Source organism: Nostoc sp. (genome assembly GCF_036917235.1).
GTDB lineage: Bacteria > Cyanobacteriota > Cyanobacteriia > Cyanobacteriales > Nostocaceae > Nostoc.
On the sequence record NZ_JBALDU010000111.1, the window covers coordinates 84883 to 97849 of the forward strand.

Sequence of the window (12967 nt, forward strand, 5' to 3'; positions counted from 1 at the left end):
TTAGAGCGCAGCCCATTACGAATTACGAATTACATATCTTCTAACTCAATTCCTTTGGTTTCTTTAATAAAGAAGAGAATGAAAAAGAGTGAGGTAGCTGCTGAAATTGTATAGAGTCCATAGGCAGAACCTAGACCGAAATATTGCAGTATGGGAGGAAATGTTGTGGAGATAACGAAATTCGCAACCCATTGTATGGCAGCTGCAATCGAAAGCGCGGCGGCTCGAATTTTGTTATTAAACATTTCTCCCAACAGCACCCAAACTACTGGCCCCCAGGAGAAACCGAAGCAGAACACATAGAGGTTGGCTGCAATGAGAGCCATAGTCCCGGCGCTTCCGGTGAGATTGGGGTTCCCAGCAGCATCGAGAGGAGCATTGCCAAAAAGATAAGCCATCGTCCCCAAGGTCAAGGTCATGCCAATCGACCCTACTATAAGTAAAGGCTTGCGACCAAATCGATCCACGAAGGCGATCGCAATCAGTGTTGTAATAATGTTGACGGCTCCTGTAATCACCGTGATTGATAGGGAATCTTTTTCGGAAAAGCCGACAGCCCGCCACAAAACGCTGCTGTAGTAGAAGATTACATTAATCCCAACAAATTGCTGTAATACAGATAAGCCTATTCCTACCCAAACAATGGGCAGGAGTCCGCCACTTCTGCTTAAGAGGTCAGAAAAACTGGGTTGGCGTTCCCGAAGCACTGTCTGCCGAATTTCTTCAATTTTTGGCAGTACGTCACCCCCTAAAATCTTGGTCAGAACGTTAGCAGCTTCTGATTCTCGTCCTTTGGCAACCAAATAACGGGGAGATTCAGGAATTGTTAAAGCTACCATCCCGTAGAATATTGCTGGCGGGACTGCTGTCCAAAACATCCAGCGCCAAGCTGCAACCCCAAACAAAAACGGCGAGTCTGCTGAACCTGCTGACGTAGCGATAAAGTAGTCGCTCAATAAGGCAACAAAAATTCCCACTACGATCGCTAATTGTTGCAGAGATCCTAACCTTCCCCGCAAATGGGTAGGAGAACATTCGGCGATGTAAGCTGGCGCGATGACGCTAGCAACGCCAATGCCAATCCCACCCAATACTCGCCAAAAGATAAAATCCCAGATTGTGAAGGCAAACCCAGAGCCAATGGCACTGATAGTAAACAACGCCGAAGCGACCACCATTGCGTTAACTCGACCATAACGGTCTGCAATCTGTCCGGCAAAGAAGGCTCCTACCGCAGAACCCAGCAACGCTAGGGACACTGCCAGCCCTGTTACCCAACTACTGGTGTTAAAAGCTTTTGCTAGAGATAAAACCGCGCCGTTGATTACAGCAGTATCAAAACCGAATAAAAATCCGCCGAGGGCAGCGGCACCAGCAATCAAAATGACATAAAACGTGTTGGCTTTACGACGAATAGTAGTAGATGACATAGTTTATATATTGTGGGCATTGGGCATTGGGCATTGGGCATGGGGCGTTGGGTATGGGGCGTTGGGTATGGGCATTAGTTAGTTATTCTCTGCATCCCTTAGTCCTCAATACCTGCCGTGTATACACAAGTATTTTAAAGTTACTGCTTAACATAGGGCAGGTTAATTTTTGCAGGTCGATGCAATAAAGATGCAGGTTGATGCAACAAAGGTACAGGTCGATGCAATAAAGATGCAGGTTGATGCAACAAAGGTACAGGTCGATGCAACAAAGGTGCAGGTCGATGCAACAAAGGTGCAGGTCAATGCAATAAAGGTACAGGTTGATGCAACAAAGGTGCAGGTCGATGTAACAAAGGTGCAGGTTAAGAGATTTGTGTGTACACCGTAAAATCCCAATACCCAGTCCCCAGTTCCCTTTATCGTCTGGAACGTCTGCGTAACCGATCGATCATTACTGCCAAAATAATTACTAGTCCTTTGACGACTAGTTGCCAGAAGTAAGATAGGTTCAACAAGGTTAAACCGTTGTTGAGAATAGCAATAATTAATGCACCGAGAAGAGTGCCGCCAATGGTGCCAATACCACCCGTAAAGCTTGTTCCACCTAGAATAACAGCTGCGATCGCATCTAATTCATAACCCTGACCTAATACGCCACTGGCACTATAAAGACGGCTGGCGCTCATGATTCCTCCTAAGCCTGCCAGCAATCCGCTAATACCATAGACGAATAGCAACACCCGATTAACTTTAATCCCTGTTAATCTAGCTGCCCGTTCGTTACCACCAACGGCATATATCTGCACTCCTAAAACAGTTTGCCGCAACACAAACCAGCTAGCAATTACCGTCAGTAGCGCAATGATTACTAGCCACGGCAGAGGGCCGACATAACTATTACCCACCCAAGCAAAATTTATGTCCCGGTTAATCAGGGTTGTCCCCTTGGCAATCAAGAAGCCCACACCCCGTAAGGCGGTAAGTGAACCCAAGGTGACAATAAAAGGTGGTACATCCAAAAAGGTAATGAGCGCACCGTTGAGTAAGCCTAAGAGCAATCCTGCCAGCAAGGCCGCAGGTACAGCCGCCCAACTTAAAGCAGGTAGTAGCGATACTAGCAAGGCAACTACCGCAGAAACAGCTAAGATTGACCCAACTGAAAGGTCAATACCGCCGGTGAGAATTACAAAAGTCATTCCTGTCGCCAGCACAATATTGATTGATGCCTGACGCAAGATATTAACGATGTTACCGCCGGTGAGGAAGTTGGGAGAAAGGAATGCAAATAAGATGCAGATAATTACTAAGATTGGCAAAATACCCGCAACTTCCAACAGAGTGCTGATTGATTTCCGGTTGCGAGCTGCGGGATTGTTAGCTGATTTATTGATAGGCGGTCTGACTGTCTGACTCATAATGCTGATACCTCCGATGCTCCAGTTGCGTAGTGCATAATCTTTTCTTGGGTGATTTCTTTGCCAAGACTGCCATCCAGTTCGCCTACCAGCTGTCCTTGTCGCATCACCAAGACGCGATCGCTCATACCGACAATCTCTGATAGTTCGCTGGAAACCATTAAAATAGCAACACCTTGCGCTGCTAATTCGCTCATAATTCGGTAAATTTCACTTTTAGCACCGATATCTACGCCGCGTGTCGGTTCATCTAACATCAACACTCTTGGTTTAATGGCTAACCAACGCGCTAGCAGTAGCTTCTGCTGATTACCACCAGAAAGATCGAGCGCTCTAATTTCCAAATTGGCTAGGCGGATATTAAAGTTTTCCACCGCGTCTGTTGACAGCCGATTCACAGAAGGCCAGTTAACAATTCCACCCCTTGCATCTTGCTTGAGTGTATTGATGGCAATATTCTTGCGGGCGCTCATCTCCAGAAATAAACCTTGGTCTTTGCGGTCTTCGGGGACGTAGCCAATTCCGGCTGCAATGGCATCACTGGGGCTATTAATTTCCAGTTTTTTGCCATTCAAGAATACTTCACCGCTAGCTTTGCGGTCTGCACCAAAAATCAGCCGGGATAGTTCTGTGCGTCCGGCACCAACTAACCCAGCTAAACCCAGAATTTCTCCAGCATGAAGTTCAAAACTAGCCGGCTCAATCTTCTTGCGAGCGTCACTCATATTTCTGACTGACAGCACCACTGGGCCAGGATTCATTTGCCGTTGATGTTCGTAAAAGTCTTGCATGGAGCGACCGACCATCATTTGCACCAATCGCTGTGGAGAAATTTCGCTGCGTGTCAGACTGCCAATATATTGACCATCGCGCAACACACTAATCCGGTCAGCTAGGGCATAGATTTCTTCCATCCGATGGCTGATGTAAATAATGGCAATGCCATCATTCCGCAGTTTGCGAATGACCTCAAATAAATGGTCGCTCTCGCGGTCAGACAATGCTGCTGTTGGTTCATCCATCACCAAAACGCGGCTTTTATCTTTCAGTGCCCTGGCAATTTCCACTTGCTGCTGTTCGGCGATGGACAAAGTACCAACTATAGTCTGGGCGGTAAAATTGGCTCCCAGGCTTTCCAGCACTTGCTCTGCTTCCAGTCGCATCGCTTGGCGGTCTAAAAGCTGACCTCGCCGCAACTCGCTACCCATAAACATATTTTCGGTAACGGTTAAATTCGGTGCAACATTCAGTTCTTGATAAATCAGATTAATACCCGCTTTGCGTGCTGTCGCTGGGTCGGTAATTTTCAAGGGTTGACCATTGATGCGAATTTCTCCTTCGTCGGCAATGTAAGCCCCTGCCAGGATTTTCATCAATGTACTTTTGCCCGCTCCGTTTTCACCCATGAGGGCGTGAACTTCTCCCGGATAAATGGTGAGATTAACATTTTGGAGCGCAGATACACCATGAAATCGTTTTGTAATTCCTTGCATTTCTAACACTGGGGTGCTAGTTGGTGTATCAGAAAGTGAGGTTTCAATATTGGTTGTCATGAGCAAAACCTGTAAAAACTATTTAAAATTCGCGAGCGTGAATTAGAAATTAATAAATTCATATTTGATTGATTACAAAATCATGTTTTAAAAGCTGACTAGGAGTTGTAAAGAGATATTTTCATCCTTTGTCGTTAACGTTAGTTCAGAGAGATTCTTGGGAAAGTTTAAGTGCTATAAATAGACACTCAAACTTTCCACTGATGCACATACATAGCGGTTATCAATTGGGTGCAGCAGAGTTTTAACCTCTTTCTAAACCCATCTTTTTATTAAATAAAAGACAGGAACAAAGATGAGGTTTGGTATTAATTTAAGTGAAAACCGCCAGACATTCTAGGTATGTGCAAAAACTTTACAAATGCGCCAAAGGATTGATATCAAAAGGCATATTTTTCAATTGCAAATTCACAATTTCTATTACTTCCAGCCTTTTTCTGTGCTGACGTTATCTTTTGTGATCAACTTAACTGGAATCAAAATGGTAGAACTGCTAGGTTTTTTACCATTTAAGATGTCGTTGCCAACTTGAACGGCTTTTTCGGCCATCCCTCGCGGATTTTGAGTAGCAGTTGCTGCATATATACCATCTTTAGCTGCGATCGCAGTTATTGCTTCTGGCGCACCATCAACCCCGACAATAAAGAAATCTTTACGTTGTGCTTGGTTCGCTGCTAGTTCTGCGCCGACTCCACTGGGATCGTTGATGGCAAAAACCGCATCAATCTTGGGAAAGGTTGTGAGCAAATCAGTCATAACTCTGAGTCCTCCATCCCGACTACCCTCTGCATTCTGGTTTTTGGAGAGTATCTTGATATCGGGATATTTAGACAATACGTTCTCGCAGCCAGTAACTCGCTGAATCACCGAGTCCACCGGCGGCCCGTTAACTATGACAACATTACCTTTACCCTTGAGGCGGTCAGCAATATACTTGCAACTAACTTCTCCAGCTTGGACATTATTAGTTGTAATGGTGGCATCTACACCTCCTTCCGCTCCTGTATCTACTGCAATGACAATTCTACCTGCTTGTTTCGCTTTCTCAATTGCTGGCTTAATACCACTTTTATCAGCAGCATTGACGATAATGATGTCAGTGTTGGAAGCCGTGAAATTTTCAATTTGATTGGCTTGTTGGTTGAGGTCATAGGCACTGGAAACTACGGTAACATTGACATCCTTGCCGCCGATTTTCTTCGCTTCTGCCTCAGTTGCTTGTCCCATGAGAACGAAGAAGGGATTACTTAAATCACCAACGGTAAAGGCAACTGATTTTAATTTTCCATTGCCAGTGGCAGTTTGAGTCTCTGCACTGGTATTGGTAGCAGGTTTAGTATCAGTGTTAGTAGCTGTGTTGCCATCGGGAGAACCATTTGTACAGCCGACAAGACTACCACTGATGATACCTAGTAAACTAGCTGCGATCGCAATCTTTTTCACATTCATATATCTCCTACAAGTGATTCTTAGTTACACCAAATTTGGAAACGATGTATTTTAAAAAACGGGGTAAAATATACTAACCTTACGTACGCCGTGTGCAACTTCCTCTCAGACCTAACCCCCAACCCCTTCCCTACAAGGGAAGGGGAGCAAGAATCAAAGCCTCTCTCCCTGTGGGGGAGAGGAATAGAAGTGGGGTTCTAAGGATAAGTTGCACATCGCGTAACCTTGCTTTATCAAGCCTTTTTCTGTGTTTTGTAATTACGAATTACGAACTTGTACTGAGCGTAGCCGAAGTATTACGAATTACAAATTACCAGCCTTGATAGCTGCTGAGGTTCTCTCTAGTAACCAAGTTGACTGGAATCAGAATATTCGGTGACTCAGGTTTTTTACCCTGGATGATATCATTGCCAATCTGAACCGCTTTTTGGGCCATCCCTGCGGGATTTTGAGCAGCAGTTGCAGCAAACACACCATCCTTATCTTCCATTGCTTTGGTTGCATCTGGCGATCCGTCAACCCCAACAATAAAAAATTCTTTACGTCTTGCTTGTTTAGCTGCTAAATCTGCGCCGACACCGCTTTGGTCGTTAGTGGCAAAAACGGCATCAATTTTGGGAAAGGTTGTCAGCAAATCGCTCATAACTCTCAGTCCTCCATCCCTTGTCCCTTCAGCGTTTTGCTCTTTAGAGATGAGTTTAATATTCGGATATTTAGACAATGATTTCTCACAGCCACTCACTCGCTGATTGATTGAGTCCATCGGAGTACCGTTGAGAATGACTACACTACCTTGACCTTTGATGCGATCGGCAATATATTGGCAAGCAACCTCACCAGCTTGGGTATTGTTGGAACTAATCATCGCATCTACATCTGCATCAACGGCTGAATCTAATGCAATCACAACCCTACCTGCAAGCCTTGCTTGGTCAATAACTGGTTTAACTCCTTTTTTATCAACAGCGCTGAGGATAATTAGGTCAGTATTCGCAGCCGTAAAATTTTCGATTTGGTTGGTTTGTTGGTTCAAATCAAAGGCACTGGAAACTGCATTAACTCTGATATTACCCCCGATTTTCTGGGCTTCTGTCTCAGCCCCCTTCTGCACTGCATTATAGAAGGGATTGCCTAAATCACCCAAAGCAACGCCGATTGTTTGCAATTTTTTATTTGGACTAGTAAGACTCTCTGCACTTATGTTAGTAGCTTTGTTGTTACTATTAGTCGCAGCGGTATCATTTTTAACACCATTTGTGCAACCAACAACCGCGAAACCTAATATGCCAATTATGAGTGAAATTCTTTTCATATTTATAACAACGGATTTAAATTTGAGAAAGGTCATGACAATGTAAATAGGTCTGAAAATCTTAGGACTAACCTAGTGATACTAATAGTTTTTGTACTTTCAACTCCAAAAGCGTTTTAATGTGACGTAATTGGAATTATTGCTATTAGTGTCACGAAAGAAAATGGGTTATTATTAAAGCAAAATCATGAACATTACACTACTTCAAATAATCACATTATTTTGATTTTGGTGAAATTACTTCGTAGTTCATAGCCTGAAAACAGCTTTTAAGTGAAACTTCCAAAAATTAGTTTTATTAAAGTTGTCAATCTTTATTGGTTTTGACTTTTTTCATTTTATCCCGCTCCTGTGCAAAAATTAACTTTGTTTATCGAACTTTACAAATGGAAAAGCTTTTGAATTTCGCAATATAACCCCAGGTCTTTTTTTCAAAGCATCCGCATAAATTAGCCTATTCAATATTAGGGTAAATGTTAAAAACGTTAACATTTCTCAATCAATATTTCTCAGAAAAGATACTATTAAAGTAGAGAACTTTTTGATTGCGAATGCTAGATTTTGAAAAATGTAAACATCCTTGGGTTAGATTTTATAAATGAACTCTAATCAGCTTGTCAAGCGTATTTATTTGTTATTCCTCCTCCATCACTTGCAGGCAATAGAGGAGTCAACAAGATAATATTTTTAAGCCTGATTAGGGATAAAGAACATTTATATATTAATATATTGTTCTTCCTTTATCCCCTGACAAATAGAAGATTCTGAATTCTTCTTTAACCAGTTTAAAACTTTAATGTTGCGGGTAAATATTTAGCCACCAAATCTTCATAGTATGGTTTTAATTTCTGCCAATCAGGGGGAATAGGGTTTTTTGAATACAAATCGTAGGGATTGAACAAACGTACCCATTTAAACATTTCTCGATCGTGTTGATCCATCAAATGTTCATACGCATTGTCACGATGTTGAGGATAAAATGAGTGATAGCGAAGCATATACAATGCAGGTTCGGGCAAATAGTTTTTCATCATCTGATAAAAATACTCATCATGCCCCCACGATATATGTACATTACTCAATCCACAGTTAGGTTTATAAATGCCATATTTAGTGTTGTAATCGGGGTTATTATAATCAGGATTTTCTTTAAAGAATTCTGAGAAAACAATTTTATCAGAAAATGCACAACCTACAGGATAAGTATCACCTACGGTAGCCCATTGAGGCTCACCAAACAGACAAAGCACTTTTCCCATATCGTGAAAGAAACCAGTAAGTACCATCCAGTCAGGATGACCATCGGCGCGAATGGCTTCTGATGTTTGCAATAAATGCTGTAACTGATCCATGTCTGTATCAGGATCGGAATCATCGACTAATTGATTCAAAAATTCGACCGCATCCCAAACAGACATTTCTTTTTTATCAAACTTCAAAAATTCTTTTTCTTTTTGAAGTACAAAATTATGTGTTTGATTAATATGATTTAACCGATAAAACTCTTTGACCGTATTTCTAACAGTCGCTTCGTAATTCCTATACTCTTCGGTGGTTTTACCTTCTTTAACTATCCTATCTGGATCGGGATAGCGATTAAGTAAGTCTTCTTCCCATTCTTCTAGTGAATGTAAGGGATTGTTTTGAAGCTGAAGAATGGCATTATTTAAAGTTTGAGACATATCTTCCTACTTGTTAATATTGTATTTGTTAAATGGTACTTTCGCACTCTTTCTTGCACAGGTGTGCATAAGTTGTCTTGGACTTATTTATTATTTTTGCACACGTGTGCAAAAATATGTGTTAAGTTTCATTTCGCCTTTGCATACCCATGCACGCTCTACTTCACCAAGTGTTTTATCCGATCTGTTTGGTTCAGAATAAAAATGGTGCTTTTATTTTTTGTACATCTGTGCATAAATTTACTAACCATAAGATAATATTTTCGCTTATACATATCTAAAAAGTTATATTTATGAAATATGATGTCTGACTCAACCACCTTAGTATCAATTTGTCAATTGTACAGTAGTGGAATACTTAATAAGGTTAGCCAACTCTTGTAGCTGGTTGATCGCTTCTGCACCTTCCAACTTCATTAATTCGCGATCGTCCCACAATTCCATCCAAGTAATTCCGTAATCAGACACTAAAAACCGAATCAGGTGCTTTTCTCTGAGGCTAACCATAAATGAAGCACTTTTCAGTTGGTCGCCGCATGTATAACATGAGGCAGTATAGCCACGCTGCTCAAGTATAATTGTCAAGGCTTGTAGGTTCATTACCAAGTCTTGGACGAATTGCTGATGTTGTTGCGCTAATCTTAGAAACACTACTTTTCTCCTTCCATTACAGTTATTTGCTTGCTTTGATATTTATTTAGACTGACATCTGATGTGATTTAGTTGCCAATAGTTCGTGTTTTCCTAAATACGTGATTAATCTTAATATTACGGTTATCACCAATAAGCTAAATTTCCAACGCCGTTCTAATGTTTTGGACAATTATCTGGGGTGGCTGTGCAACATCCATAGATAGAGTATCTACTGGTTCTTCAAGGGTATAAAACTGGCTGTCGAGTAGTTTTTCGCTCATGTAATGATTGCTACGCTCTTGTAACCGCATTTGAATCAACTCATAAGACCCTTTGAGGTAAACTAGTTTGGTGCGTTCGCTATCCAATACCAAAAATTTCCGATAGCTATCTTTTAAAGCCGAACACGCCAGCACCACATTTTTATTTTCTTGCAGCCAGTGTTTAATGGCTGTTTGCAAAGCTTGTAACCAAGGCATCCTATCAGCTTCACTCAGAGGAATACCGCACCGCATTTTCTCAACATTCTCTGGCGAGTGGAAAGTATCAGCGTCGCTAAATTTCCATTGTAAGGAGTCTGCTAGTAGTTTTCCGATGGTGGTTTTTCCAGAACCAGATACACCCATGACGATAATAATCATTTTTTTCTTAATAAAAGTTCAACTAATTCGGAATTGGTAATTTGTAACTTGTAATCATGGACAGAGGTAAAAGTCAGGACTATTAACTCCTTCCCATGCGAAATGTGAGTTGTATTAAAATTTCTTGACAAATAACGATTATTTTCTATAATACATACAATTGCACACGTGTGCAATATTTAAAAGCTAAGATAAAATAATGAATAAACGAAGAATTTCAATTGAAGATATTGCCCGCAGAGCAGGGGTTTCTCATTCTACAGTCTCACGCGCTTTGCGAGATAATGCTCTGATTAGCCCGAAAGTGCGAGAAGAAATTAAGCGACTGGCAGAGGAAATGAGCTATGTGCCGAATGCTATTGCTCAAAGTTTGCAAAATAAACGTACTAATACTATTGGTGTAGTAGTAACTTCAATTTCAGATCCCTTTTACGCTGAGGTGGTAGAGGGAATCGAGAAGATAGCCAAACCAGCGGGTTTGAGTGTTTTATTGAGTGCTTCACACCGAGATTTTGAGCAGGAAATGGCAGCTATTGATACTTTTCATCGCCGCAGGGTGGACGGGATCTTAATAGCCGACTCACGAATTAGTAAACAGCATACTAAACAACTTACACAAATTGCTGTGCCAACAGTTTTGATTAATAGTCAAACTGAAGACCAATCGGAAATATTTCATTCAGTTGCAATAGACGATCGCTTAGGTGCTAAATTAGCCACAGAGCATCTAATTAGTCTGAGACACACTGCCATTGGTTATCTGGGTGTAGGCGATCGCAGCAGGTCAAATAAGCAGCGCCTAGAAGGATATCAAATGGCCCTTGCGGAAGTTGGTATTCCACAAAATACTGATTGGGTTTCAATTAGTGACGAATATGATACCAGAACCAGCGATGTGAACACTGGACAAAATATGCTGTCTAAACTATTGGCTGCGGAAGTAACAGGCATATTTTGTTACAACGATATGGTGGCAGTTGGCGCTTTGTTAGCCTGTCAAGAACTAGGTATTTTAGTACCACGAAATTTAAGTATCGTCGGATTTGATGGTATTGCTTTGGGCGGTTACGTTACGCCTGCACTGACCACAATCAGCCAGCCAATGTTGGAAATTGGTGGCTATGCCATGCAAATGTTACTCGATTTAATAGAAGAAAAAACTGTGGAAAACCGCGTTTTATCTCCTTTTCTATTAAAGCGTAGTAGCAGTGCAGCATTATTAACAATTTAAAATTCCAAACAATTTATACAAAAATTATGTTAACTAAAAAACCGAGTTTATCTCCCGATCGCTGCTTTTCTCCAGAACCAGTTCAAAGACGACTGGCACATCAATTTTTTGATAGTATATCTGCGTTACCTCTAATTTGCCCACACGGACACGTAGATCCAGCTTTGTTAGCTAATCCCGCAGCCCGTTTTGGTTCACCAACCGAATTACTGATTATCCCTGACCACTACCTTTTGCGGATGCTCTATAGTCGGGGCGTATCTCTGCAAGCTTTGGGCATACCAAGCAATGATGGTTCAGCAGGAGAAACCGACCACCGTAAAATCTGGCAATTGTTCGCCGACCATTTTTATCTATTCCAGGGTACTCCGTCTGGGTTGTGGCTGAAAGAAGAACTAACTAACGTCTTTGGGCTGGATGAACCTTTAAACTCTCGCAACGCAGGATATATCTATGATTGTCTAGAAGGTTTGTTAGCCTTACCGGAGTTTTCTCCTCGTGCTTTATTCAAACGCTTTAATATCGAAGTGCTTTGTACTACCGATGCCGCCAGTGATAACCTAGAGAATCAGCGATCGCTCCACGAAGAAGGTTTCACTCAAATTAGACCAACTTTTCGCCCTGATGCAGTAGTGAATCTGGATGCTCCTGGTTGGCGTGAAAATCTTACCAAATTGGAAAGCACTATCGGTAGAGAAATTAGCACTTATGCCAATTTTGTGGAAGCTTTAGAAGAACGTCGAGCTTTCTTTAAAAAAATGGGTGCGACAGCTACCGATCAAGGTGCAGCTACACCTTATACTACACGCCTTTCTGAGCAAGATGCTGAAGCTATCTTTGCAAGAGCATTAATCGGCAAGTTGAATCCAGGTGATGTCGAACATTTTACCGGTCATATCTTCATGGAAATGGCGCGGATGAGTGTGGAAGATGGGTTGGTCATGCAAATGCATTGCGGTGTGATGCGTAACCATAACCCGGCTTTATTTGAAAGATTTGGATCTGATAAAGGTGCTGATATTCCCGTAAAAATAGAGTGGACTCAAAATCTGCACCCGTTGTTGTCAGCTTACGGCAACGATCGCCGCTTCCATTTAATCATTTTTGGTATGGATGAAAGCACTTATAGCCGCGAGATGGCTCCCTTAGCTGGTCATTATCCCAGTGTATTGCTCGGCCCACCTTGGTGGTTTCACGACAGCGTAAATGGTATGGAGCGTTATTTCAATCAGGTAATGGAAACTGCGGGAATTTATAATACTGCTGGATTTAATGATGATACACGGGCTTTCGTTTCGATTCCGGCTCGTCATAATGTCTGGCGGCGGGTAGCTTGTAATTGGTTGGCTGGATTGGTTGCACGGGGATTGGTTGGGGAGGAGGAAGGGTATGAGATGGCTCGTGCTTTGGCTTATGACCTCGCTAAGGTTGCTTATAAGTTGCACTAATACCAATTTTCCGAAATCAAGCTATTAGGACTAGGCCGTGTTTTCAAAGTCTTAGATCCCCCCAACCCCCCTTAAAAAGGCAGGGCTGATTCATTCCCTAAAACAGGTAAAATTGCAAGTGTTGAGGGGAGGAAAATTATGGGTAGTTCTCTGATTGAACAACTGCGGCT

At 42.0% G+C, this 12967-nt stretch carries 11 protein-coding genes; 3 read left to right on the forward strand and 8 right to left on the reverse strand.

The annotated features are described in order from the left end of the window. Window positions 1-29 precede the first annotated feature (29 nt). Window positions 30-1430, reverse strand: coding sequence for a sugar porter family MFS transporter (locus V7K44_RS31865; protein ID WP_334937888.1), 1401 nt, complete (start codon window positions 1428-1430; stop codon window positions 30-32). A gap of 169 nt (window positions 1431-1599) precedes the next feature. On the opposite strand from V7K44_RS31865, the gene V7K44_RS31870 reads away from it, so the two are divergent. Further along, window positions 1600-1821 carry a hypothetical protein gene (locus V7K44_RS31870; protein ID WP_334937890.1) on the forward strand — a complete coding sequence of 74 codons (222 nt, stop codon included), beginning with the start codon at window positions 1600-1602 and terminating at the stop codon, window positions 1819-1821. Between the two features lie 28 nt (window positions 1822-1849). On the opposite strand, the gene V7K44_RS31875 is transcribed toward V7K44_RS31870, so the two are convergent. The 7 genes from V7K44_RS31875 to V7K44_RS31905 all read right to left on the reverse strand — a co-directional run bounded on the left by V7K44_RS31875 (window position 1850) and on the right by V7K44_RS31905 (window position 10118). After that, the gene (locus tag V7K44_RS31875) at window positions 1850-2848 is read right to left on the reverse strand and encodes an ABC transporter permease subunit (protein WP_179063654.1); all 999 of its coding nucleotides are present in this window, start codon (window positions 2846-2848) and stop codon (window positions 1850-1852) included. Further along, window positions 2845-4401 (reverse strand): sugar ABC transporter ATP-binding protein, encoded by a 1557-nt coding sequence (locus V7K44_RS31880; RefSeq protein WP_334937893.1) that lies wholly within the window; start codon window positions 4399-4401, stop codon window positions 2845-2847. Before V7K44_RS31880 ends, V7K44_RS31875 begins: the two co-directional genes overlap by 4 nt. Window positions 4402-4821: 420 nt before the next feature. Further along, the gene (locus tag V7K44_RS31885) at window positions 4822-5850 is read right to left on the reverse strand and encodes an ABC transporter substrate-binding protein (RefSeq protein ID WP_334937894.1); all 1029 of its coding nucleotides are present in this window, start codon (window positions 5848-5850) and stop codon (window positions 4822-4824) included. Between the two features lie 310 nt (window positions 5851-6160). Then, window positions 6161-7162, reverse strand: coding sequence for a substrate-binding domain-containing protein (locus V7K44_RS31890; RefSeq protein WP_334937896.1), 1002 nt, complete (start codon window positions 7160-7162; stop codon window positions 6161-6163). 785 nt (window positions 7163-7947) lie between these two features. Then, entirely contained in the window at window positions 7948-8844 is an 897-nt protein-coding gene (locus V7K44_RS31895; RefSeq protein ID WP_334937898.1) for an inositol oxygenase family protein, read from the reverse strand. A 327-nt stretch (window positions 8845-9171) separates the two neighbouring features. Next, window positions 9172-9495, reverse strand: coding sequence for a DUF1815 family protein (locus tag V7K44_RS31900; protein WP_334937900.1), 324 nt, complete (start codon window positions 9493-9495; stop codon window positions 9172-9174). Window positions 9496-9632: 137 nt separating this feature from the next. Next, window positions 9633-10118, reverse strand: a complete 486-nt coding sequence (locus tag V7K44_RS31905) for a gluconokinase (protein WP_334937902.1) — start codon at window positions 10116-10118, stop codon at window positions 9633-9635. 199 nt (window positions 10119-10317) lie between these two features. Between V7K44_RS31905 and V7K44_RS31910 the strand changes: the two genes are divergently transcribed. Beyond that, window positions 10318-11349: a LacI family DNA-binding transcriptional regulator gene (locus V7K44_RS31910; protein WP_334937904.1), complete on the forward strand. Its 1032-nt coding sequence runs from the start codon at window positions 10318-10320 to the stop codon at window positions 11347-11349. A gap of 26 nt (window positions 11350-11375) precedes the next feature. Continuing rightward, window positions 11376-12797 carry a glucuronate isomerase gene (uxaC, locus tag V7K44_RS31915; RefSeq protein ID WP_334937906.1) on the forward strand — a complete coding sequence of 474 codons (1422 nt, stop codon included), beginning with the start codon at window positions 11376-11378 and terminating at the stop codon, window positions 12795-12797. Window positions 12798-12967: the final 170 nt, after the last annotated feature.